The sequence below is a fragment of the Undibacterium sp. GW821-FHT11B02 genome, from assembly GCF_058808955.1.
In genome coordinates, this window is record NZ_JBXASD010000007.1 from 331,150 (window position 1) to 351,879 (window position 20,730).

At 53.4% G+C, this 20,730-nt stretch carries 29 protein-coding genes; 3 read left to right on the forward strand and 26 right to left on the reverse strand.

Annotated elements, in window-relative coordinates:
- From AC1RVX_RS17320 to AC1RVX_RS17390, 15 genes are all read right to left on the reverse strand, one after another.
- Positions 1-114, reverse strand: a complete 114-nt coding sequence (locus AC1RVX_RS17320; protein WP_493217833.1) for a GpE family phage tail protein — start codon at positions 112-114, stop codon at positions 1-3.
- Positions 115-122: 8 nt separating this feature from the next.
- Positions 123-419 (reverse strand): phage tail assembly protein, encoded by a 297-nt coding sequence (locus tag AC1RVX_RS17325; RefSeq protein WP_493217834.1) that lies wholly within the window; start codon positions 417-419, stop codon positions 123-125.
- A gap of 47 nt (positions 420-466) precedes the next feature.
- A complete protein-coding gene (locus AC1RVX_RS17330; RefSeq protein ID WP_422951393.1) occupies positions 467-976 on the reverse strand; it encodes a phage major tail tube protein in 510 nt (169 codons plus the stop codon).
- Between the two features lie 55 nt (positions 977-1,031).
- Positions 1,032-2,207, reverse strand: coding sequence for a phage tail sheath protein (locus AC1RVX_RS17335; RefSeq protein ID WP_493217835.1), 1,176 nt, complete (start codon positions 2,205-2,207; stop codon positions 1,032-1,034).
- A 33-nt stretch (positions 2,208-2,240) separates the two neighbouring features.
- Positions 2,241-2,906, reverse strand: coding sequence for a hypothetical protein (locus AC1RVX_RS17340; protein ID WP_493217836.1), 666 nt, complete (start codon positions 2,904-2,906; stop codon positions 2,241-2,243).
- A gap of 11 nt (positions 2,907-2,917) precedes the next feature.
- On the reverse strand, positions 2,918-4,048 hold the full coding sequence (locus tag AC1RVX_RS17345; protein ID WP_493217837.1) for a hypothetical protein: 1,131 nt from the start codon (positions 4,046-4,048) through the stop codon (positions 2,918-2,920).
- 1 nt (position 4,049) lies between these two features.
- Positions 4,050-4,283, reverse strand: coding sequence for a hypothetical protein (locus AC1RVX_RS17350; protein WP_493217838.1), 234 nt, complete (start codon positions 4,281-4,283; stop codon positions 4,050-4,052).
- Between the two features lie 19 nt (positions 4,284-4,302).
- Positions 4,303-7,494 carry a DUF4815 domain-containing protein gene (locus tag AC1RVX_RS17355; protein WP_493217839.1) on the reverse strand — a complete coding sequence of 1,064 codons (3,192 nt, stop codon included), beginning with the start codon at positions 7,492-7,494 and terminating at the stop codon, positions 4,303-4,305.
- 14 nt (positions 7,495-7,508) lie between these two features.
- A complete protein-coding gene (locus AC1RVX_RS17360; RefSeq protein WP_493217840.1) occupies positions 7,509-8,006 on the reverse strand; it encodes a BW3TFN family phage tail fiber component in 498 nt (165 codons plus the stop codon).
- A 12-nt stretch (positions 8,007-8,018) separates the two neighbouring features.
- Positions 8,019-8,951, reverse strand: a complete 933-nt coding sequence (locus AC1RVX_RS17365; RefSeq protein WP_493217841.1) for a phage tail protein — start codon at positions 8,949-8,951, stop codon at positions 8,019-8,021.
- On the reverse strand, positions 8,948-9,793 hold the full coding sequence (locus AC1RVX_RS17370; RefSeq protein WP_493217842.1) for a baseplate assembly protein: 846 nt from the start codon (positions 9,791-9,793) through the stop codon (positions 8,948-8,950). The genes AC1RVX_RS17365 and AC1RVX_RS17370 overlap by 4 nt, the downstream gene beginning before the upstream one ends.
- The gene (locus AC1RVX_RS17375) at positions 9,790-10,128 is read right to left on the reverse strand and encodes a GPW/gp25 family protein (protein WP_493217955.1); all 339 of its coding nucleotides are present in this window, start codon (positions 10,126-10,128) and stop codon (positions 9,790-9,792) included. The genes AC1RVX_RS17370 and AC1RVX_RS17375 overlap by 4 nt, the downstream gene beginning before the upstream one ends.
- A gap of 16 nt (positions 10,129-10,144) precedes the next feature.
- A complete protein-coding gene (locus AC1RVX_RS17380) occupies positions 10,145-10,414 on the reverse strand; it encodes a PAAR domain-containing protein (protein ID WP_493217843.1) in 270 nt (89 codons plus the stop codon).
- The gene (locus AC1RVX_RS17385; protein WP_493217844.1) at positions 10,411-10,881 is read right to left on the reverse strand and encodes a phage baseplate assembly protein V; all 471 of its coding nucleotides are present in this window, start codon (positions 10,879-10,881) and stop codon (positions 10,411-10,413) included. The genes AC1RVX_RS17380 and AC1RVX_RS17385 overlap by 4 nt, the downstream gene beginning before the upstream one ends.
- Before the next feature lie 89 nt (positions 10,882-10,970).
- Complete coding sequence (locus AC1RVX_RS17390; protein ID WP_493217845.1) at positions 10,971-12,848, reverse strand: AAA family ATPase; 1,878 nt, start codon at positions 12,846-12,848, stop codon at positions 10,971-10,973.
- Positions 12,849-12,973: 125 nt separating this feature from the next.
- On the opposite strand from AC1RVX_RS17390, the gene AC1RVX_RS17395 reads away from it, so the two are divergent.
- From AC1RVX_RS17395 to AC1RVX_RS17405, 3 genes are read left to right on the forward strand one after another with little or no spacing between them, the layout of a single operon-like run.
- Positions 12,974-13,120 (forward strand): hypothetical protein, encoded by a 147-nt coding sequence (locus AC1RVX_RS17395; protein WP_493217957.1) that lies wholly within the window; start codon positions 12,974-12,976, stop codon positions 13,118-13,120.
- An 11-nt stretch (positions 13,121-13,131) separates the two neighbouring features.
- A complete protein-coding gene (locus AC1RVX_RS17400) occupies positions 13,132-13,344 on the forward strand; it encodes a Com family DNA-binding transcriptional regulator (protein WP_493217956.1) in 213 nt (70 codons plus the stop codon).
- Entirely contained in the window at positions 13,271-14,035 is a 765-nt protein-coding gene (locus AC1RVX_RS17405) for a DNA adenine methylase (protein ID WP_493217846.1), read from the forward strand. Before AC1RVX_RS17400 ends, AC1RVX_RS17405 begins: the two co-directional genes overlap by 74 nt.
- 100 nt (positions 14,036-14,135) lie before the next feature.
- Here the strand turns inward: AC1RVX_RS17405 and AC1RVX_RS17410 are convergent, their stop codons facing one another.
- The 11 genes from AC1RVX_RS17410 to AC1RVX_RS17460 all read right to left on the reverse strand — a co-directional run bounded on the left by AC1RVX_RS17410 (position 14,136) and on the right by AC1RVX_RS17460 (position 20,649).
- Positions 14,136-14,864, reverse strand: a complete 729-nt coding sequence (locus AC1RVX_RS17410; protein ID WP_493217847.1) for a hypothetical protein — start codon at positions 14,862-14,864, stop codon at positions 14,136-14,138.
- Between the two features lie 161 nt (positions 14,865-15,025).
- Complete coding sequence (locus AC1RVX_RS17415) at positions 15,026-15,490, reverse strand: phage virion morphogenesis protein (protein WP_493217848.1); 465 nt, start codon at positions 15,488-15,490, stop codon at positions 15,026-15,028.
- Positions 15,483-15,977: a phage tail protein gene (locus AC1RVX_RS17420; protein WP_493217849.1), complete on the reverse strand. Its 495-nt coding sequence runs from the start codon at positions 15,975-15,977 to the stop codon at positions 15,483-15,485. Before AC1RVX_RS17420 ends, AC1RVX_RS17415 begins: the two co-directional genes overlap by 8 nt.
- Positions 15,961-16,467 (reverse strand): lysis system i-spanin subunit Rz, encoded by a 507-nt coding sequence (locus tag AC1RVX_RS17425; RefSeq protein ID WP_493217850.1) that lies wholly within the window; start codon positions 16,465-16,467, stop codon positions 15,961-15,963. The genes AC1RVX_RS17420 and AC1RVX_RS17425 overlap by 17 nt, the downstream gene beginning before the upstream one ends.
- 13 nt (positions 16,468-16,480) lie before the next feature.
- Positions 16,481-16,978 (reverse strand): lysozyme, encoded by a 498-nt coding sequence (locus AC1RVX_RS17430; RefSeq protein ID WP_493217851.1) that lies wholly within the window; start codon positions 16,976-16,978, stop codon positions 16,481-16,483.
- Positions 16,975-17,184, reverse strand: a complete 210-nt coding sequence (locus AC1RVX_RS17435; RefSeq protein ID WP_493217852.1) for a phage holin family protein — start codon at positions 17,182-17,184, stop codon at positions 16,975-16,977. The genes AC1RVX_RS17430 and AC1RVX_RS17435 overlap by 4 nt, the downstream gene beginning before the upstream one ends.
- Positions 17,185-17,186: 2 nt before the next feature.
- A complete protein-coding gene (locus AC1RVX_RS17440; RefSeq protein ID WP_493217853.1) occupies positions 17,187-17,390 on the reverse strand; it encodes a tail protein X in 204 nt (67 codons plus the stop codon).
- Between the two features lie 13 nt (positions 17,391-17,403).
- Positions 17,404-17,895, reverse strand: coding sequence for a head completion/stabilization protein (locus tag AC1RVX_RS17445; RefSeq protein ID WP_493217854.1), 492 nt, complete (start codon positions 17,893-17,895; stop codon positions 17,404-17,406).
- Between the two features lie 111 nt (positions 17,896-18,006).
- A complete protein-coding gene (gene gpM, locus AC1RVX_RS17450) occupies positions 18,007-18,744 on the reverse strand; it encodes a phage terminase small subunit (protein WP_493217855.1) in 738 nt (245 codons plus the stop codon).
- A 2-nt stretch (positions 18,745-18,746) separates the two neighbouring features.
- Entirely contained in the window at positions 18,747-19,751 is a 1,005-nt protein-coding gene (locus AC1RVX_RS17455; protein ID WP_493217856.1) for a phage major capsid protein, P2 family, read from the reverse strand.
- Positions 19,752-19,818: 67 nt separating this feature from the next.
- Positions 19,819-20,649 carry a GPO family capsid scaffolding protein gene (locus tag AC1RVX_RS17460; RefSeq protein WP_493217857.1) on the reverse strand — a complete coding sequence of 277 codons (831 nt, stop codon included), beginning with the start codon at positions 20,647-20,649 and terminating at the stop codon, positions 19,819-19,821.
- Between the last annotated feature and the right edge of the window lie 81 nt (positions 20,650-20,730).

Below are 20,730 nucleotides of genomic sequence, written 5' to 3' on the forward strand. Positions count from 1 at the left end.
TTACTCCGTACTGTTGCGGACTCTGGCGCGTTCACGCCAGTCCATGAGTTCCAAAAGGCTTACATCATCCATGGCAGACGGCGGCCAATGAAACACGATAGCCAGGTCTGCCATAGCGTCTTCTACTCTTTCTGGAATGCCATGCGGTCCGCTTTCTTGACTAAAAAAAGCGATACCTCCGAGCCAATTTCTACCAGGTCAGCCACGTCCAGATTAGCGACATCCTGCGCAGTCAGGATAGGCGTGGTGATACGGGGTAAAACCTGCTGCAGGGCGACGACATTCATTTGGCCCAGCTCTACCAGTGAGACGCCGCGCAGTTCGCCAGCCCTTGGCTTCCGTAGAGTAATGGTGGTGATTTCTGTATCGCCGCGTTTGATTGGTTCGTCCAGGATGATGGTTTTTTCTGTATTGCTCATGGTGTGCTTTCTGTGTAGGTGGTCAATAAGGGTGAGGGGGAGGGTGATTACATGCCGATAGCGGCGCGCAGCTCGGCACGGCGATCAATACCGCCGACTATTTCAACGCCATTGATAAAGTCGATTTCGATAATGTCCTGGCCGTTGATAATCAGCTTGTAATAGCTGCAGGTGGTTTTGTATTTCTGGTCGCTCTTGTCGGCCATCTTGGCGCTGCCCATTTCGATTTCTTTATGGCGGCCACGGACGACGATTTCCACGGCCGTGACTTCTGCTGTGTCATCGTTCTGATAAGCACCGGCAAAGCGCAATTGCACGGCGTTGTGAGTGACAGCACCATATTGCAAGAGCGCGTCCACCAGCAGGCCGCCTGCAGTCCAGTCGAATTCAATTTTTTCTGTGTGGTAGTCAACCTCGATAGGGCCAGACATACCGCCCGCGATGTACTCTTCCATCTTGCGCGACAGCTTGGGCAAGGTCAGCTCAGGCACCAGGCCCAGATAATTCGCGCCGTCATTGAACAGATTGAAGTCTTTTAACTTGCTGGGTAATCCCATGGTTTGCTCCTGTTGGTTGGGAAAGGTGGCCCGCCTGGTGGCGGGCAATTAATTGTTAGGTGGTGATTTGTTTGGCAAAGTCAGCCAGGTATTTATCTGTTATGCGCTGCTGCAATACCAGGTCTTCGACTGGTGGTACTGGCGTGTAGTCGTAATCAATGACCAGTGAGCCGATTTTGAGACTGTCCTTGCTGTTGGCTGCTGGGTCGAACCAGGCTTTACCATCAATAATCAGCCCGGCCGTTTTGAGGGCGCGGAACTTGGCATTAATGGACTCAATCAGGTCACGCACTAAGGACGGGTGCATGGGCTTGTCCACATAAGTGAAATGCACTTCAGCAATGGTGTCAGCCAACACTTGCGCGGTGCGGGTGTAGTTCTCGAAGAAAAAGAATTCTGCTTCTTCAGCCGTGCGCGATCCCCAGAAGCGGTACCCGGTTTTGTTAATCAGAGTGGTGACGCCTGCAGCATTAAGTACACCGGCATCTGTGGCCGACGATTGCAGATCCCAGAACACGTCCCGCGCTATGCCGGTCGGGCCGTTCACCACGACATTAGATAAAGACTTGTGCCAGCCTGTGTCATTGTCAATCTTGGCGCGCAGGCCCAGGGCGTAAGCGACGGCCGGTATGGATGCGCTGGCATTGCTGGCAGTGTCGAAGTGCACAAAGTCAGGCCAAATAATCATGACCTCGCGCTGGCCGAAGTGCTGGCGGTAGGCGATGGCCGCTTCCTTGGTCTGTGCGCCCCAGGCAGAGGCATACACAAAGGCGCGCAGCTTTTGGGCGACGGCGGCCAGCTCGGTGGTCACGGCTTGCGTATCGAGGCCAGGCGCGCCCAGAATGCGCGGCTTAACGCCAAGCTTAGTCTGGGCGGCCAGCAAGGCTTTAATACCGGTGTATTGGCCGCTTGGTGTCACGGTACCGACCACGTTGGCGGTTTGGATTGCTTCGTCTTCGTCAGCATCCACGCGCACCACGATGGTGACCGGGTTGGTCTGCAGGCTGATGGCGTTCAAGGCTTTTGCCAGCGTGCCGGTGTGACCTGCTTTGGCAATGGCGGCGGTGACGTTGGTAATCAGCACCGGCACATTGAGCGGAAATACTGTTGCGTCTGCATCGTCTGCAGTCGCCACCAGACCTATGACGGCTGTGGAAACGGTACGGATTGGGCGCGTGCCTTCGTTAATTTCGATGACGCGCACGCCATGGTGGTAAGTTGTTGCGGGCATTGTGTTTGCTCCTGTGGTTGGTGAAACAAATAATTAAGCAAGGATGGCTGCAGCGCGGCCAGGTTGGATCAGACCGGCGATTTCCAGCGCCTGCAGGCCGGGTGTGGCTTCGGCTGGTTTGATCCAGTCTGAGTTTTCAAGGCGCATCACCCAGGCCTTTAAGCTGGCGTTGGCATCTGCAGCGGCCAAAATGGCGGCGGTTTCTTCCTTGGTGAAGCGGTCAAGGAATTGGCCGCGTGTCAGGCGGTTGGGTGCGGGTACAGCCACGTCCACAGACCAGGTGAAGGCCTGCACGGCCGTGACATCGGTCAGCGCATTTACGGCCAGCTCGGCGGCGTTGCTGGATAGGCGTATCGCTTCACGCTCGGCCAGCACAGTATCGATATCCCCTAAGCTGCCCCAGCCTGCAGCATCGCGTTCCTCTGCGCGTTGCTTCTTCCAATCTGTGGCGGCAATCAGCCTGGCTGCTTCGTCTTTGATTTGGCTGCAGCGGGCAGCTTTGGCGGCCGTCAATGCTGCTTCCAAGTTCAGGGAAACGGTGGTCTTACCCTTGGAGACTTTAACTATGCAATAGCTCAGTAATGCCGGGTTAAAGCCGTCCGGAGCTGGGACCAGGCGCACGCCGTCCCACGCCTGCAGGTTGTCGTCCTGGCTGTAGCCGGTGATTTGATTGGCGTTGTCAATGATAAGTAGTGTCATGGTGATGATCCTTAAATAACCAGATAACCCAGCGTCATGTAATAGCTGCCGGTGCTGGCGTCTGTGAAATAAAGCGGGCCGTTTTGGCTGCCTACGGCCTTGTGTGCGGTGCTCAGGGTGATGTAGCTGGCCCCGGTGGCCGCTGCCAGTGCCTGGCTACTTGAACCAGTCAGATAGAAATAAGACGGCCCAGCACCGCTATACGCGCCTGACATCGCCAGCATCAATATCTTGCCGCCGATGGCCGCGCCGCTTTGTGCTGTGCTGGCCGCATAGGTACGCTGGAAGACGGTCATTTTGTTGGTGAACAGCCATTGATACAGGGCGGTGGCCGTTGAGGTCAAAGCAGTTGTGATACCAGTATTGCCGTGCAAGGCATTGCGTACACCGGCATCACCAAAGAATGTGCTTGCCAGCGTCGTGCGGCCTGCGGTGATTTCGCTCGATACAAAGTTCCAGGCATCAATTGAGGCGGTGATATCCGCAAACAGGTAGACCATGATGGTGGTCAGCTTGGTGTACAGCGCATTCATGGCCGCACTTGATTTAGCCAATTCGCGCAAGGCGGTCAGGCTGGCCCCTATAGCGTCTTGTGCTGGTGTGTTGGCCGCAATCGCGTTTAACCAGTTGGTTGATGCATAGATCAGCGTCATAGCGGCTTGGACGCTGGCAAACTTGTCCATGGTGGTGCGGCTGGATGTTGTCAGCGCCAGGCAACCAGGTATCGCGGCGATGTATGACACCAGATAGACAGCTTTTGTCTGTATCCATGTCTGCATGACGGATGATGCAATGATGTCTGTCCATGCCAAGGTGCTGCCAAGCAGTTTGGGGCGCAGTACATCGTCTTGCAGCGCCACTTGTATTGTCTTTGCTTCGTCGCTGCACAGGCGTTGCCATACGCTGCGGTGGCTTGCGTCTGCCAGCCAGACATCGATATCCGCGCTGGTCATGGCATCAAACAAGGCCAGGGTGTCGCGGCCTATCAATGGGGCGTTAATGACCTTGTCCAGGCCACCAAAAACAGCGCCCGTTAAAATCAAGGTCTTGCTGTCTGCATTGGCAAGGTCAGTACCCTGCAGCAGAGTCTTGGCGCGGGCGATGTACTGGTCGCGGAAATCGGCTAAGTTGGTCGAACTCATATCAGATCAATCCTGCAAAAATGAGAATAGAGAGGTCGTCAATCTGCGCTTGCAGGTTGGCGGTGGTGGTCTTGTCGGCCTTCGTGGCTTGTAAATCTGTGATGCCTTCATCTAATGTAGTGACGTCGCCATCAATGGCTGTAATGGTGCCGCGCAGGCGTTCCACTTCCACGGCACCGGGGTTCTGGATGTGGGGCAATGGATAAGCCCGGTTAGCTGTTTTTTGATCTTGCATGGTTATCCTCAGATGACACTCATAGAACAATAATGCGCAAATTGCGGTGACGCGGCCGGGCTGCGGTGTTGCCGGTTAGATCAAGCTTGGCGCGCAGGCGGTCGGCTGTGATGCCGTTCAGCTCGTAAGTCAGTTCATGCCAGTCAGCGGCGATGTCCCGGCTGGATACAAAAGGCGCGGCTGTATAGACTGGTGCGCCTGCAGCTTCTGGGGCAACACTCACGGCCAGGGTTGCGCCTGCAGGTAAATAACAATCCACCACGATGCGGGCGCGCACGTTCTGCCCTGCAGGGACTAACGGGCTGATGTAATTGCCCTGGTTGGAGACCGTGCCAGCCAGCAGCGTGACGCCTGGGTGCAGCACTGGCGACAGGCTGGCCGTTCCGGTTAGCTTGGCCGTAACGCTGAATTGCCCGGTCATGGGTGCAGCCAGGCGCACCGGCTGGCCGTCATCTACATTCATGATGCTGCCGCCTGGTAAGGTGATTTGATATTCAACGCGGGTTTGTGCGCTGGGCGTTTCCACCAGGCTTAACAGCATCAAGTCTGTGACGTTGGCAAGGTTGGCATTGCCCAGGGCGATGGTGCGCGTGGTGGCTGTGAATTCAGCAGCAAGCAAACGGAAAGCAAGGTCACGGTCCTGGTGTGGTGTCCAGGTAGTGGCGTTGCTCGATGACAGCAGCACGCCCACGGTATAAGGCTGGCTTGCTACCCATTGGCCCTTGTGGTCGTCATACTTGCCCAGCTCGGCAATGCTGGCGGCCGTGGTGGCATCGTCACATAAAATCACCAGGGCATAGTCCACGCCGCCAGTCAGTGAGACAGGATAATCAAAGCTGATACGGGTAGCCTGGCCGTCCACGTTAATGGCTGCGGCTGAGATGCGCGCCTGGGCAATGACTTTCTGGTTAGGGATGCCGGTGGTGGTTTCGCGTATCTGCACCGCCAGCAATGAATTGCCCTTTGCTGTGAACCACAAGTCCAGCCCGGCTATCTGACGATCAGCAGCCAGTGTAAAAGTTTGCGCCAGCGGGTCAGCTTTGAGGAAAGTTACCCAACCGGACGCATGCACGGTCACCAGTTGTTTAACATCCTGAATTTCCACGCCGGTGCCGCTATATATCGCCACGCCAAAGCTGCCAGCACTGCCCACAAATTCAACGCGCTTGCTGCCTGCTGGCACCTTGGCTGGTATTTGAAACGTGCCGGTGATGGTGCCAGGCGTTGGCACGGCCACGGCGGTGGGGACAACAGCAACGCCATCAAAGCGCAATGTCTGGATGTTTTCGCCCGCTTCAAAGCCTTTAACCGTAAAGGCAACACTGATTTGACGGATGTATTCAGCGGCCTTGCTGGTGTGGCTGATGTCGCGTGTAATCTGGTTGGTGGTGTCGTAGGCTTCGCCGTTTTCAACTATCCACAGGCCCACGCGTCGGGTAATGTTTTCTGTGATGGTTTCAGTTGTTGGGCTGTTCCATTGGGTATCTACATCTGTCCAGCGGTCTATTGCTGGTGTGAGTGTGACATCAGAGGGCAACGGGTCGAAAGCGTCATACGGGTTAATCTTCATGCTGCCGGTGCGCCATGGCTGTTCCAACAGCGTGACCGGGTTGAATGGCAAGGTTTGGGGCGCGGCCAGGCTGATGGATAGCAAGTTAGGCTGTACGGCCACCGGCAATGTCAGCTCACCGCCAAAGATGGCCGCGGTTTGGGGCAAGCCCTGGTCGCGCACGCTGTCAGAGATAAACGGGTCCACCAGCAAGCCGCGCTTTGCTGTTGCATCGCGTAGCTGGGTACTGGATTCAAGGCGCTGCTGCGCCACCAGTTCGGTCAAGGTATCAAGGCGTTTGCTGTAGGCGGCGAGTGTGTCCATAGGAACCACGCGCACGCTGTCTATCATTACCGTGCGATTACCAGCACGCCAGTTTTGCAAGACAGATGCCAGCGGCAAGAGATTGGCAGGTACGCTGGGCGGCCTTGGGTTGCGGTCTGCCGCTACGCCAGACAGCCAGACCAGCGCGCCTGCGCTGTCCATGCACAGGCGGTCTATACGGGGCAGCATGCGGTTATAGCTGATCAGGATAGCCGTACCAGCTACCGCGCCGGTGACGGTGCAGCCGTCGGCATCAATGGCGCTGGCTGGCACAGTAGCCAGATATTGATAGGTGACTTTGTAGGTGGTGCCGGGTGCTGGCTCTGCACCTGGTAAAGACCAGTCTATCTGCTGGGCGGTAAATTTCCAGTCCACATCCTTAGTGTAAGTCGTCGCGCCTTGCTTGACTGACAGCACGACCAGGACAGAACCATCTTCCAGCGGGTCCAGCGCGCCTGTAAAACCGCCGTGTGCTACATCAATAGTCTTTTGTGCGGTGATGGTCACATGGGTGACATTCGCAGCCGGGGCGCGGTCAAAGTTCACGCGCTGGGCGGCTGGCCAGGTGGATTGGTGCGGCTCGTTCTCGATGTAGCGCAAGTCAGGAACAACGGCGCGCACCAGACGGCGGCTGGTGGGCAGTTCCACGGCAAAGCCAGACACGCGGGCGCGGCCTTCGCTGACGGTGTACACCTGTTCACCGCTGGGCAGATCGTCTGCAGCGGTGACGTTCAAACCATTGACGACATACGAGCCGCCGGATGAATCACGGTCATAGCGGGCCAGTGCCTGGGTCACGCCATCGAGCTGGGGCGGTGGTTCTTTGCTGCGTACCGTGCCGTCTTCGACCGTGTAGACAGGGTAAAAATCACCAGCCTGGCCGTCACCGGCAAAGCCCCAGGCCAGCAGCTTTTGCAGGCGGCCTGCACCGGCTTTGTCAAAGCCACGGGTATTCTGGGCGCGGTTGCGTAGTGTCGGGTCTTCCAGCTCGGTGATGATGTGGGGTTGCAGGTACACGCCCACGATGACGATACCGACCACGGCAATGGCAAGGGTTGCAGGCGCTATGCCACGCACCGCGCCATCGACATACAGCGCGCCAGATTCACAGGTGGTTGCGCCGGTCGTGGCATTGACGACGATACGGGCGTCACGGATAACCGCGCCGTCAGCCAGCAGCACATCAGCAACGCCCTTGATGCGGGCTTGCAGCAGGCTTTGTGTTTCGTTGAGTTCGTCTGACTGGATGACATGGTCAGCGCGGTACAGCACGGTGTCAAACTGCTTGGCTGCATCGTGCCGGTTCAGGTAGCCGGGTAAGTTGATGTTTTGATCCATTTAATAAAATCCAATCAGAAAGGCAAAACGTAGCGATAGACTTGCTCAGTCGCGCCGGAACGTATCAGGCGCGGGATGTGGTCCAGCATGTAAAGGCGGCCTGGTGCGGTGATTTGCGCCGGTGTGAAATAGCGTTGCCCGGCTGGCAGGCCAGCCACCACTTCAGTACCGACGAACAAGCCCAGCTCGCGTATGTCCTGGCCTGCGCCGTCGCCATAATCAAAAACAAATTCGACTAATACCCAGCGTGATGGTGTATTGACAATGCGGTACAGGTCACCGCCTGGCACCTTGATGGTGTTGGGTGCGTTAGGGTCTAACTCAGGCACAACGAATTGCTTTTGTGAAGCGATACGGCGGCCTATCTCATCCATCAGGCCAATGGCGGTGATGGACTCGGATACGGGCGTGGCATCCCATGCAGCCAGGCCGTGGCCCCATGCCAGGTGCAGCGGGCGGTTTTTAAATTGTTCGGCCAACTCGATGCGGCCTTGGTCTTGCAGGACTGCCATGTCAGTGCCTTTCTATGGATTTGAAATTAAGGGGTAGCAGACGGCCCAGCCATTGGCCCATTGGTCAGCCCAGCCATAAACAGGCAATGCCGGGCTGGTGACGCTGGTGGTGGTTCCTGGTGCAATGGCGTTGATAGGTGCAGGCATGGCGCGCGCCATCAGCACGGCGCAATAGGTCGCGTGGTGATTCCCAACAACAGGCAGCAAAGCCGGTTGATTCACCTGGCCGGTAGTCAGGTCGCTGATGCTGACCACGCTGTTTAAGCGGATCTCGCTATCGAGTACCCAGCTATCCAACTGCATCAAGGCATCGTCAACGATGGTGTTTAACTGGCGCGGACGGTGCGCTGCAATGGGTGCCAGTGCTGGCGGCGCGTTCACTGCGGCCGTGTGCGTTTCACCAAAAGACAGCTTTACGCCATCAGTAGCCGGGTCACCGGACCAGATACCCGAATCATCGTCAAACAAACACTGATCAAAGCTGTTGGCGTCAAAGCGGCCAGCTCGCAGGTCAAGACCGTGATACAGGCGATAAAAACGGCTGTGTGCGGGCAAGGATGCATTCACCACCTGGCGTATACGTGCCAGATCCAGCGCTGCGGCCGTGGTGCCTGGGTCGATGTGGATTAAGAATTCGTCTTCTTCTATCGTCACCTGGTCATAGTCCAGCCAGGACAAGGCACGCACTACACTGGCAGCACTGCCACGTTCCAGCAGCCAGGGCAAGCCAGCGGCGATCAGCTCGGCATTGCTGGCGAAGTGCAGCGAGAATTGCGCCAGGTTCCATTCAGCAGCAAGCCAGGGCTGGAAGGCTTCAGGCATGCTGCTGGTGATGTTGGCCGGTGCGTCTGCAGCTGTGTCCAGATCCGCACGCGGGGCAATGCGTACAAGATTGCGTTCCAGCTCGCTGGCGTTGGGAGGCAGCAGTTGTGCAAGATCAGTCATACCACACCGCCATCTGTCAGGGTGATGGCGCCAGCGATGGCGTATTCATCTGCGGCCAGCGCGGTATTGCTGGCGGGCTGGCCTGCAATGGGGAATTCAACGCGGGCAATGCCAGGCTGTTGCAGTTGTGCGGTTACCCAGGACAGTGGCACGCTACGGCCCAGGCTGGCATAGGTGGCAAGCGAAGCCATGAAAGAGGCAGTAATTTTTGTGACGATATCGGCGGGCGCGCTGGCCTCGCGCCACAGTGTTGCAGTCACATTCAAGGCCACAGGGCGCGCCACGGCCACAGTTACAGGCACACCCAGCGGGCGGGCGTTGGGTGCGTTCATGGCGGCCAGCACGGTGGCGCTGGTGCCTTGCGCCTGGCTGGCGTCGATCAGCCACAGCACCACATTGATGACGCCTGGTGTTTGGCTGGTGACGTTGGCGTCGCGCACGTTCTGGCTGGCAGACAGGGCAAGCAGGCGGTATTGCTCTGCCGAGCCATTGCCAGCCAGGGCGGCAATGCGCAACTGTATGCGGCTGCGGTAACGCTCGTCTGCTTCGCCTGGCATGCGGGCCAGATTGTAGAACGCGCCTTTGTGGTCCAGGTCTGTGCCGGTGGCAAACGCCAGCAGGTTGGCGCGGGCGGCGTCGTTGACGCGGCCACGCAAGAGCATTTCACGATAAGAAAATGCTTCTATCTGCTTGACCAGGGGTTCAGACGGCAAGGTCAGCACATTGGCGGCACTTGGCTGGCGTTGCATCAAGTCTTGTTTGTGGGCTGTGACCAGGGCTTCAAAGTCTAGTTCTTCGACGACTGCAGGCGGTGGCAGCTTGGACAGATCAATCATGCTCATGCTTTCACCGTGACAGGTAAAGACAGGCTAAACGCCTTGGAGGCGCGCACCAGTTGGCCTTTTAAAGCTATGATGACCTTGCCGGGTTGGTCTGTGCGGTACAGCTTGACTTGCGTTAGCTTGATGCGTGGTTCCCATTTGAGTAATGCTTCTGCCGTAGCGGCATACAGGCGCACTTGCGTGGTGCCGTTGTCTGGCTGGTCTATCAGTTCAAACAACAAGCTGCCATAGTCGCGGCGCATCACGCGGGTGCCTATGGGTGTGGTCAGGATATCGGCAATGCTCTGGCGCAAATGCGCCAGGCCTGCGATACGTTTACCGGTGCTTAGATTCATGCCTGACATGTGCGCCTCATTCTGGAATGACAAACCAGCTACGGCCGGTACTGGCGTGGCCGCATGACGCCAGGTGTCCAGCGCGGCATGCGGGGACGCCGTCCAAAGTCATCCAGGGGGAACCCTGCGCCATCACTGGACTGGCATGCGGTACGGGACCATGCGGGGTAATGCTGTCACCCAGCACCACGACCAGCGCGCCATCAACCGCAAAGAAATCTTGCCCACCAGCGCGGTGAGGGCCGCCTGCACGGTCAAGAGTTTTAACAGCGATACCGTGGCTCATGATTTGACGCCCTCGAATTTAGGCGTACGCAAAGTCACGCCATCATTGCGCAGTTCCAGCGTGGTGTTACCCACGACAAAACTAAACTTGCCCTCTGCTGGCAAAGTGATGATGTAGTGGTGTTCTGCGTGGTTGTAATCAGCCGTCGCGCCGTCTGGGTACTCGGTGCGGGTGTTGTCTGGGTTGTCGTCTGGTGCCGGGTTGTGGTTGCTGGCAATGCCTGGCAAGACCACGCCGCCCGCAAATTCACCAGAGGGTGAAAGCAATACGCATTGCTCGCCAACAGTCGGCGGGTTCCACGTCTTTGTTTTGCCTGCACGCGCAGTTGCCATTGGTAAAAAGCCGGTGACGATATTGCCAATGCGCAAGCGCACTTGCGGTACAAGACCGTGCTTCACTTCGGTAATGGTGCCGAGGCGAAGCAGGTTTTCTAGGCGGCGGGAGAGGTCGGCAAGAGTGAAGTTCATGCCGTCTATAGTGACGGCTGGGCGGGTTTAGGTCACGCTGGGAGGGGTTGCTATGATCAATAGCAACCCCTTATTTAGGAAGCTACAAACTAAGCTGGATTATTGGCCCTGATATGCTCAAAGATGCTATGACACAATTTTCGAATGGGTTCGGTCAGCTTCCAATCAGCTTTATTCATTTCTGTTACTGCACGTCTGCAGAAAGCTACTTTATCGTAAATAGTCCCAGTAGTTTCGGCAAACGAAAATTCTCCTTTTATTTTTTTTGCACCATCTTTTTTTCTAGTTTTTTTATCAAGTAAATTGCCAATTCCGTATTGCTCATTTAAGAAATAGCCTTCCTTGATCACATTTAATTTATCAATATCAAACTGAGTTTTGTTTCTTCTGGCGCTTTGAAAAATGTTTTTAGCTATCGAAACAACTATGTCTTTTGGGAGCAAATTTTCAACTTCTTTGACTGGCAATATAACTAACTGATCCCCAAGACTTTTTTCAAGAATCTCTTTTCTGTTTCCTTTTGTCTTTATATCACCGTCACAGATAACAATAGGTTTTGCGCAAAGTTTAATTGCGGACAATACACTTTCATCTTTTTCATAGTTTTCTAGATCGCTAAATTCCCAATGTCCGAGAGTTGATCCTTGATATTCAACGAAGGCATAGTGAAAATTTTCCATAAAACTCTTGTAAATTATTTTGTGGTGATCAGTTTCGGATAATTCGTTCAAATATTTTTCCATGAAGCAACGCACATAAAATCTATCTGTGATTCCTTCAACCCAGATTGTGCAGTTTGCTAAGTAAACAGAAGATGGATGAACACCAAGTTCTTTTAATAGGTCGCGATTGTTTGGTGTGCTTATAATTTCGAATTTTTCCGTTCCACCTATATCAACGGTTTTTGAAAATCGATGAAGAGTAATTTCATTTGAAATCTCTGTTAAGTCAAGTAGGTGATTTGAATGAGTTGTGATGAAATATTGATGATTGGTATTTTGCAATAGGAATAGCATGAGTTTCCTAAGTAGTCCAGGATGCAAAGACTGTTCAGGTTCTTCAATGAAAAAAAGACTAGGGCTATCATTTAAGTATGCCGCAGCAGTCATGATGATGATCTGCTGTAGTCCATCACCTATGTCTGCAATTAATCGCTGGTCACCATTGCTGATTTGCATGGAAATCGAATCCTTGCCATCCTCTGGGACGATTATGATTTGCTTTCCCTCAAAAAATTCCTTTCCGATTATTTGCTCGTATTCACGCATTTTTTTGCGCATTTCTGGTTTGCCAAGCAGCCATCTCCTAAATTTTTGAAAAAGTTCATACCCAGTTTCTATCGTGTGTTTTCCTGCAGAAATGGTCGAGGGAACTCCGTCAGTCTCAAAATAATCTGTTCTGGTTCGAGCGTTGTAATGGTCTACCCCGCCGGGAAGAGTTCTCATTCCTCGTAGAATGGGTATGTAGTGTCTATCAGGAGTGACAAAGTTATCTGAAAGTATTCTGAGATCATTTAATACTTGCTGGGCATTACTCGAACAATGTTGATTGATTGCGCTCTTTATATTTTCGAAAACAAGGCTATGAGTACTTAGTTGCACATTGTTTAAACATGCGTTGATTAAGTTCAAAATTTTTTTAAAAATACGTTCTCGTTCAGCTACTGCAAGAATTTCACTGCCGTAAATTTTCAACTCAGAGCCACTTACATAATCAGGGAGAATACTCTCATCTGCTGGGTAGTAGCTGGAGATCAAAGCAATTAATTCATTTAATTGTTTGTTGTTATTTGGGTTGTCCACCAATAATAATTCTTCTGTTGAAGAAAACAGCTTTCTCAATAACCTGCTTTTCCCAGAATTGTTTGCGCCAATAAGTAAATTGATTCTATGCACGTCTAAAAAGTGTTGACTGCTTTTTTCCGAACTATATTCATTCAAGTTATTTATCCAGATTTTTTTGAACATAAATATCCTGTCATTGTGGAAAACACAAACAAATCAAAAAATGAGCTGAAACATTATTGCCAAAATTGATTGATTCTGAAAGGTTACTATGGGTCTTAGCAACTCACAAGAATTTCTGAGAAAGAATGGAGCATGAGATATTGCCATCAGGACGCGGCGACGTGCCGGATGCGCTAACATCCAGTACGCCACCGCACCAGCAGATAGGGCTGCCAGATTGGTCGATGACCGCGTCACCTGTGCACAGGCGCGCCAAGGCTATCATGTTTTGAGTGATTTTAAAATGCAGACTATCCGCTGTGGGAAATGCTCCCGCAAACTTGGCGAGGGTGAATTTATAACCCTCGCCATTAAATGCCCACGTTGTAAAACCTTGAACCACTTGAGGGCCACGAGCTCCACATCTAACACCGGAGCCAATTTTGAGCAAACCACTCGTACCATGGATGGGCGGCAAACGCCGACTGGCAAAACACATCCTGCCCTTGTTTCCTGAACATACCTGCTATGTAGAACCCTTTAGCGGTGCGGCGGCATTATTCTTTATGAAGACGCCCGCCAAGTCTGAAATTATCAACGACATCAACGGCGAATTAATGAACCTGTACCGTGTCGTGAAGTACCACCGTGATGCACTGGCAGAAGAAATTAACTTAATGCCTGTTGGCCGTCGCCAGTTCCAGTTATACCAGAGTCAGCCGCTTGAACATTTGACGGATATACAGCGCGCTGCCCGTTTTTACTATCTGCAAAAAACTGCTTTCGGCGGCAAGGTGACTGGTCAGCATTTTGGGACGATGACTGATCGCGGCACGCGTCTGAACAAGCGGCAATTCATTGAAGACTTTCAGGTGGCGCAATTTCGCTTGATAGATACCGTGATTGAAAACCTGCCCTGGCAAGAGTGTGTAAGGCGTTATGACAAGGCGCATACGTTGTTTTACTGTGATCCACCGTACCATAAGACGGCTGATTACGGCGTCAAATTCGGCTTAGATCAATTCGAGGAAATGGCCGGGCTGGCTAAGTCTATCAAGGGCAAGATGCTGATTAGCGTTAATGATTTGCCTGAGATGCGAGAAATTTACTCAGGGCTGAACATGAGTTCAGTTGATATTACTTATACCATTGGGGGAAATGGGCGGTCTAAGAATAAAACTGCTGAATTGATTATTCGGAACTGGTAAGTATGAACATCCGGTTATGAAATTTCTTTGCCCTAACAGAACGCCACTCGTGCCTGAAAGTGGAACGAGTGGCTTTTACCCAAGAAATAAGATAGTGCATTTAAGCACTTTTATACATGGTGTTATTCACAGCTAGGCGTGCTTCCTGTGCGGGCATAGAGCGTAAATGGCCGGGAAGTGCCGCCATCGGATGCGGGAAGCTGATTAGTATCCTCGCCGTACCATAGAAGTGCAGACGCATTTCGCAATCCTGTTTCGTCCCGATCACCTGATAGGTGAAGACGCTAGGGTTCTCGCCAAGGAAAGGTATGGTCGAGAACCTATTCTCATTGTGGGTAATCGTGTTTAGCCGAACGCGTTCGTGTTGCTGGTTCGACTCGACGATACGGGACATGAATTCGGGGAACCAGCCGAGGCGGTCCTGCCATTTCTGATCAAAATGAACAAAGTAGAGACCTCGCGCCAATTGCTCAATGAAACTGTCCAACCGCTCGATCTCCACCAAGTACCCTAGCTTGTCACCGAAGTCGATAGTCCGCCTTCCGATCCGCTGCAGCAGGCTGTTGTTTTTTTCATATTGCCGTCGGACTTGACGGCGGTAATGTTCGATGCCGACTGCATTGATGTTTTCAGAGCCGACGATTACGTTGAGAAAGTATTCGTCATCTTTTGACTTCTTCATGTTGTGCTGGGCGCAGGCTGGAACCGTCAGCAGTTGCCTGCGCAAGTTGACATCGGTTGGTAGATCCTTCTGTTTCGGGAACAGGCAGCGTGGTGGTACGTGTTCATCACTGACCGCAACCTCATCACACATATAGCAGCTCACCATGGCATCTGATCCTTTGAAAACCCTACTTGGATAAGGAGTTTTTGTTAGCGTACGATCAGCATTAAACTTGAGTGGTCTAACGATGACTAGAAGATCATATTTTACTCTGGAATATTTGAATTTAGCGATATTTGAACTGCCCGCCAAATACGACCTTTTTTCTATTTATGGATATACTTAATAAGAGATTCTTGTATCGTTTTTCTGTCGGAGATACTTAAACCCAGCAAGCGGCGCTCTGCATATCTAATCTCAGGACCATTTTTGGCAACGCGATCATTTAACCCAAACTGGTGCACTCGCGCTATGCGGGCAACACGCCCAAAGAAGCCCAAAGCAATTTCATTGCCGTCTGCTTTTACTTTTAGATTGGTATTGTTGCGCAGCTTGGTGAACATAGCAGCCTTCTGCTTTTTTATTCGTTCCTTTTTATTGCGCAAATCCTTACGCGGCTTCCTTGGCGTGTATTGCAGGCCTTCCGGTGTCATTTGCGCTTTGATGCGCTGTTGCTGTGAGCGTCGTAAATCCTGCGCCACTTTCAAACTGACTTTGCGCCGGTTGGCTGGATCGAGCTGGGCAAGCAGGACGCCTGCCCATTGTTCTAGCGCCTTGAGATCGTCAGCCATTGTCTTGCGCTGGGTTGAGTACCTGCCATTCTGCAAGCAGGTTGTTGCCGTTGTAGAGCTGCCAGAATGGCGCGGTATAGTCGGGCGTGGCGGCTATTTCGCCTGCGTGGGTGATATCAAGCTTGTTGCCGGTCTGTTTGACAATGACGCGCTCGGTAATGTCTAGCTCTAGACTAATATCAACGCTGTCATGATTATTGAAGTCAACAATAAAGCGTATGCCCTTGTTGCTCTTGTCTTCATTGCCCAGCAAGTCTGCCTGGTGGACTGCCACCCAGTCCAGCAATGGCACCATGAGCGCGTCTTCTTCGCCGCCGTAGTCGGTCACAATGACATTCAAGACATAGGCATATTCAAAAGACCGTGAAGCTGTGCGCGTGGTGCGCAAGCTGCCTTTGTCTGCAAACACCAGTAGCTTGTCTGGGTTGCGCTGCAGATCCGGCAAAGCGGTTGTCAGGTGGGCGCGCAGGCTATTTGGTTTGTACATGGTTGGTAATGGCCCTGATTGCCTGGTAGCTGTCTATACAGGCGTTTAATTGCCTGATGGCGTCGTCACCGTCTGCGGCGATGGCTGCAAGAGCTGCTCCAGCCTCTGGCGTAAGTTCGGCTCGCGTTTCTGGGCTATTGCCGGGTCCAGCGGCGGTATCTCTGCTGCTACGGGCGGTGCAAGCTTTGACGGGGATTGACAGGCGCACAGCACCAGTGCGCACATCACTAATAAACTTGTCGCGTTTGTCTTTTTCATCTTGCATTTCCTTTTGGTGGGTGGTGGCGATGGCGGCCAAGCTGCGGGACATGAGCTGTTCATTTTCGCGTGCGGCGGCGGTGGCTTCTGCTTTGTCCTTTTCAATCTGGGCGGTGAGTTTATCGACCTGGTGTATGGCGTCTTTGTATTTGACGACACAGAACAGGACGGCGGCGGCCACGGCCAGGGCTATCCATGGGCGTGGGTCCAGCAGTTTGATGAAGTCTGGCATGGTGGCGGTTTCCTTATACTGGTTTCAGACAGAGTGCACGCTCTGCGGCCCGGCGCTTGGTCAGGCCTGCATACACCGCGCCACCGGCTTTGTTCCAAAACTGCATTTGATTGCATGCGCCGGTGTAGTCGCCTTTATTGAGCAAGGTAATCATGGTTGAAGGCTTGCCGCTTTCCAGCACGCAGAAACCGTCCTTAACGCCTTTGCGGCCCGGCCCTACATTAAAGACAAATGAAGTGAAGGCTGCGCGCTGGTTGTCGTTAAGTGGGACTTTCAGACAGCTTTCCATTGATGCCTTGGCTTTGAGTAGGTCTTGTACTGTCATATCGTCGCATTGCTCTATGGTGGCAGTCTGGCCCAGCTTGACGCCACCAGTGTGGCCCCGGCAAATGGTGGGGATGCTGACGGGGTCAAGGTAGGCGGTTTGCCGGGTGCCTTCAAAGAGGACAATCAATGGCAAGGCGGCGGCAATGCCTGCAGCGATCAGTTTTTGTTTGATATCCGTACTCATGATTGGCTTTTGCCTTTCTGCGCATTTGCGCGCCGGTGCAGCCAGGGCTTTAACATCCTGTCGCGTACAAAGAAGGTGATTTGCAGCGCGGTGTAAACAATCGTCAGGATGAATACCCATTCATTGAGGGGAATGCCCAGCAAGGTGATGGCACTGATGGCGATAGGTGGCATAGATTTCACTGGTTCCATGTGGTTGTCGTTCATGGTTAGTCCCACAAGTTAATCATTTGCAGCACGGGTGCTGCAGGTGCGCGGTCTGGCAAAGTGATTGCTTTGCCCATAGGCAAAAACGCGCCCAGGCTGGTGATGCCGGGATTCAAGGCCAGCACGCCAGCGATGCCGCTGGTGCTGCCCAGGTGACGCCAGATCAGCAGGTCTAAGGTGTCGTTTTGTTGGGCGCGCACTATCATAGGGTTAGCAAATTCAAATCAGCTCTACCGTGACTTGATGGCGGCCCATCAGCTTAGATATCGCCCAGGCTGCATTCCTGCGTTCTTCATCCGGGCCATTTGCCAGAAAGCCGACCAGCTTCTTGTCATCCAATGACGTGGCGGTGCTGTCGTAATCCTTGTAGCGTTCAATCAGCTCCGCTTTTGCCGTGCAATAGACAGCACGCAGGTAATGGGATATCAGGACGCTTTGCCGGTTGACCTGGGCTGCGGGGATGGCAGCCATACTGCTGTGTCCTGCGTTTTGCGCAGATGCCTTCAGCTCTTTGACTTGGTCATTCACAAAGATAATGGCGTCCACGGTGGCCGCGATCAGGCGGGCATCAGTGACAGTGCCGTCCAGCCTGATGGCGTCGCGCATGGCGTTGACATCCAGATCCGGAAAGAATCCATCATTTGTAATGATGTTGTCTGGTTGGCTTGCGCTGGTCGGGCCGCCTGGTGGGTTGGCAATAAATGAGGGCATGGGTCTGGATCTTCATTGAGTCAATCAAGTGGGCGGTGGGTGGGCTGTCACAGGGTAAATGGCTAGAAATACCTGATCGGCCCACGCCGCCCGGCGCCGGAGGGTGCCTGGTTATGCAGGGGGTGGCGGGCTGGTGCCCGTTTCATCGTCTGCAGTTTTCTTTAAACGGCGTTCAAGCCGTTCTATGTCTTTTTTGACGCCTATGTTTTGGAACAGGTCCAGGGCGCGACGCAGGTTGTCCAGCGCCTTGCTGGCGGCATCTTCTGGCAACTGTTCAAAGTCAATGTCACCATTGCCCATCTTGCCTATCTGCGCATAGCCCAGCGCCTTATACAGCTTGGCGCTGGCCTGGTCTGGTACATCTGCATTGACGGTCAGCAGTTGCACAGCCCGCAGAGTTTCCACGGCTGCGGCCGGGCTTTCAAATCGGCCTTCGAGATATGCGCCAGGGATTTCGTCCAGCAGCAGGGTGGACACGTCACGGGCGTATTGGTCTGGCAGACTCAGATTGTGAACCAGGCAGTATTGCGCGATGTCCAGGGCGCGGGCATAGGTGCCCGCATCGATATGCCAGACCAGGACGGTGGTTAATACCTGGTCTTGCGCGCCGTTGCCGCTTTCCAGTGCGCCGTTAATCCAGTCGTCGTATTCAGGCAGAATTTCGCGCTTGAGTTCGATTTTGCGCTGGATAGACTTGATGGCCTTCAGTCTTTGCTTGTCGTTGATGAGCTTGGCAAGCATCAGCTCATAGGCGTTGCCGGTGAGTTCGCCGCCTTGGTTGCTTTGTGCATTGGCCCGCTCGGCGGTGATACGGGCAAAGTGGCGCATGGCCAGGCTGGTGTGTGACATGATCAGGCCACCAGCTCAATATGTTCAATGGCTGCAGCAATGCCGTAATCTTCAACGACATAGGCATCATTCGAGGATTCATAGTTTTCTATGCGGTCACGTTTTGGGTTTTCCATAACCTGACGGCGGCGCGCACCTTCTTGGAAGTAGATAGACAGATTGTCATAGCGCGTAATCAGGATGCTGTTTGCCGGGAAGTAAGGCACCGTTGCCGCCTGCAAGCCACCGATGCGTTTTTGGCTGATGATGATGTCAGAGGCCAGGGTTTCGGTTGCGGCCTGATTCTTGTTCACCAGGGGGAAATACTTGTCATGCATGAGCTGGCGGCCGACGATACAAACTAGGCCTGCATCTTCGCGGAACCATGGGTCCAGCAGATTGATGGCGTCATAGACAGCGGCGTCCAGATTGGCGAAGTCGCCACCGGCACCGATTTTGATTTTGTTGGGCGTAGCGCCAGAAGACAAGACACGTTCAGGGGCGTTTTCTCGCATTTGCTGCAGCCAGCCTTTATTTACGTCTTGCAGCAGCGGGTAAGTGGCGATATTGGTATTGGGTGCCACGGCGGTACCGTTAAAGCCGATGACCATGCGGTCCAGCGCCTGGCGTTTGACGATGACGTCACGGATTCGGGTTTGGAAGTCGGCAAACTTGGCCCAGGCATCGAGCTTGGCGTAAGGGATATGTGTATCAAAATCTGTCTTGGCACAGCGGTAGCGGTCATTGGACAGGGTGGTCAAATCGCGGGTCTGTCTTTCTGTTTGCGTGGTATCAGTGCGGCTGGCGACCGGGCTGGTGATGCCGAGGTGCAGTTTTTCGCCTTCCATTTCGGTCACGCCGATGATGTTGATTTTGCTTAAGAACTCGCTGGATTCTTGTATCTTGGTTTCCAGCTTTTGTTGCACTGTGGGGGCGATGCTAAAGGTTTTGGTAGCGTCATCGACGCCGTTGAGTTCGCTCAGGCGGGCCAGCAAGGAATTGAAGGCCAGGCGGGTATTGTTTCTCATGCGTGCTTACTCCGTGTTTTGTGTGTGTGTGCGTTGATGTTGTGGTGTTTGCTGTGCCTTGCCGGGTTCAGCAGTCGGTTTGTTCTGTGCCGTTGCCGCCTGTGGCAGTTGGCCTGGCGGTCTGGTTGCCGGGTTCTTTGTCGAGCTGGGTTTTCAGGCTGTTGAAATTGTCGGTGACGGTCTTGAGGTTCTTTTCCAGCTCGGTGACGCGTTTGCTTGATTCACTAAAACGCTGTTCCTGGTCTGCGGTGTGTTCCACGACGGTTTCAATTGCCTGACCGAGATCATCAAAGCGGGCATCGTCACCGCCTTTTTTGCTGTTGAAGACTTTGAGCAGGTCTTTAACTTTTGCAGCCAGGCTGGTGGTTTCAGTGTTGACTTCTTCAAATTCAAGATTCACTTCGACAGCGGCAGAGAACAGATGCGCAGGGTTGGTTTTGCGGCCTGCAAAGGGGTTGGCGTTGGGATTGCTGGCAGCAAAACTCAATACTTCGGTACCCAGGCTGGCCGGGCTGTCAGTAATGCCCAGGCCGACAAGATAGGCTTCGCCGGTGTCGGCGAATTTGTCGTTAATCTCTACGCTGGTGTAAATCTTTTGTTTGGCTTTGGACAGGGCCACCAGATCAGGGGTAGGTTCGATTTGGGCATACAGCGCCAATTTTTTGCTGCCGTCGATGGTGACTTCTTCGGCCTTGACGGCTGTTACATCGCCGTAGGCTTTGAAGGGGCTGTCTGGCACGGTGCCGCGTATATGTTCTAACCATATACGTGCACCGTAGGTTTTGGGATCGAAGTTTTTAGCCATTTGCTCGATCCAGCTACGATCAATTTTGCGGCCGTCGGTGGTTGCGCCTTCAACTGCGACGCGGAAAAATTTTGATGTGAATTTTTTTGACATGGTGTGCTTTTGAAGTAAGGTATAAATTGGATTCTGGCTGTGCAGTTGGCATAGTCTGCCTTGTGAGTTTTTGCTTCAATC

Excerpts from the sequence above, each read along its gene's own strand:
- AC1RVX_RS17320 (WP_493217833.1), bottom strand. The coding sequence starts at position 114 with ATGGCAGACCTGGCTATCGTGTTTCATTGGCCGCCGTCTGCCATGGAT.
- AC1RVX_RS17325 (WP_493217834.1), bottom strand. The coding sequence starts at position 419 with ATGAGCAATACAGAAAAAACCATCATCCTGGACGAACCAATCAAACGC.
- AC1RVX_RS17330 (WP_422951393.1), bottom strand. The coding sequence starts at position 976 with ATGGGATTACCCAGCAAGTTAAAAGACTTCAATCTGTTCAATGACGGC.
- AC1RVX_RS17335 (WP_493217835.1), bottom strand. The coding sequence starts at position 2,207 with ATGCCCGCAACAACTTACCACCATGGCGTGCGCGTCATCGAAATTAAC.
- AC1RVX_RS17340 (WP_493217836.1), bottom strand. The coding sequence starts at position 2,906 with ATGACACTACTTATCATTGACAACGCCAATCAAATCACCGGCTACAGC.
- AC1RVX_RS17345 (WP_493217837.1), bottom strand. The coding sequence starts at position 4,048 with ATGAGTTCGACCAACTTAGCCGATTTCCGCGACCAGTACATCGCCCGC.
- AC1RVX_RS17350 (WP_493217838.1), bottom strand. The coding sequence starts at position 4,283 with ATGCAAGATCAAAAAACAGCTAACCGGGCTTATCCATTGCCCCACATC.
- AC1RVX_RS17355 (WP_493217839.1), bottom strand. The coding sequence starts at position 7,494 with ATGGATCAAAACATCAACTTACCCGGCTACCTGAACCGGCACGATGCA.
- AC1RVX_RS17360 (WP_493217840.1), bottom strand. The coding sequence starts at position 8,006 with ATGGCAGTCCTGCAAGACCAAGGCCGCATCGAGTTGGCCGAACAATTT.
- AC1RVX_RS17365 (WP_493217841.1), bottom strand. The coding sequence starts at position 8,951 with ATGACTGATCTTGCACAACTGCTGCCTCCCAACGCCAGCGAGCTGGAA.
- AC1RVX_RS17370 (WP_493217842.1), bottom strand. The coding sequence starts at position 9,793 with ATGAGCATGATTGATCTGTCCAAGCTGCCACCGCCTGCAGTCGTCGAA.
- AC1RVX_RS17375 (WP_493217955.1), bottom strand. The coding sequence starts at position 10,128 with ATGAATCTAAGCACCGGTAAACGTATCGCAGGCCTGGCGCATTTGCGC.
- AC1RVX_RS17380 (WP_493217843.1), bottom strand. The coding sequence starts at position 10,414 with ATGAGCCACGGTATCGCTGTTAAAACTCTTGACCGTGCAGGCGGCCCT.
- AC1RVX_RS17385 (WP_493217844.1), bottom strand. The coding sequence starts at position 10,881 with ATGAACTTCACTCTTGCCGACCTCTCCCGCCGCCTAGAAAACCTGCTT.
- AC1RVX_RS17390 (WP_493217845.1), bottom strand. The coding sequence starts at position 12,848 with ATGTTCAAAAAAATCTGGATAAATAACTTGAATGAATATAGTTCGGAA.
- AC1RVX_RS17395 (WP_493217957.1), top strand. The coding sequence starts at position 12,974 with ATGGAGCATGAGATATTGCCATCAGGACGCGGCGACGTGCCGGATGCG.
- AC1RVX_RS17400 (WP_493217956.1), top strand. The coding sequence starts at position 13,132 with ATGCAGACTATCCGCTGTGGGAAATGCTCCCGCAAACTTGGCGAGGGT.
- AC1RVX_RS17410 (WP_493217847.1), bottom strand. The coding sequence starts at position 14,864 with ATGGTGAGCTGCTATATGTGTGATGAGGTTGCGGTCAGTGATGAACAC.
- AC1RVX_RS17415 (WP_493217848.1), bottom strand. The coding sequence starts at position 15,490 with ATGGCTGACGATCTCAAGGCGCTAGAACAATGGGCAGGCGTCCTGCTT.
- AC1RVX_RS17420 (WP_493217849.1), bottom strand. The coding sequence starts at position 15,977 with ATGTACAAACCAAATAGCCTGCGCGCCCACCTGACAACCGCTTTGCCG.
- AC1RVX_RS17425 (WP_493217850.1), bottom strand. The coding sequence starts at position 16,467 with ATGCCAGACTTCATCAAACTGCTGGACCCACGCCCATGGATAGCCCTG.
- AC1RVX_RS17430 (WP_493217851.1), bottom strand. The coding sequence starts at position 16,978 with ATGAGTACGGATATCAAACAAAAACTGATCGCTGCAGGCATTGCCGCC.
- AC1RVX_RS17435 (WP_493217852.1), bottom strand. The coding sequence starts at position 17,184 with ATGAACGACAACCACATGGAACCAGTGAAATCTATGCCACCTATCGCC.
- AC1RVX_RS17440 (WP_493217853.1), bottom strand. The coding sequence starts at position 17,390 with ATGATAGTGCGCGCCCAACAAAACGACACCTTAGACCTGCTGATCTGG.
- AC1RVX_RS17445 (WP_493217854.1), bottom strand. The coding sequence starts at position 17,895 with ATGCCCTCATTTATTGCCAACCCACCAGGCGGCCCGACCAGCGCAAGC.
- gpM (WP_493217855.1), bottom strand. The coding sequence starts at position 18,744 with ATGTCACACACCAGCCTGGCCATGCGCCACTTTGCCCGTATCACCGCC.
- AC1RVX_RS17455 (WP_493217856.1), bottom strand. The coding sequence starts at position 19,751 with ATGAGAAACAATACCCGCCTGGCCTTCAATTCCTTGCTGGCCCGCCTG.
- AC1RVX_RS17460 (WP_493217857.1), bottom strand. The coding sequence starts at position 20,649 with ATGTCAAAAAAATTCACATCAAAATTTTTCCGCGTCGCAGTTGAAGGC.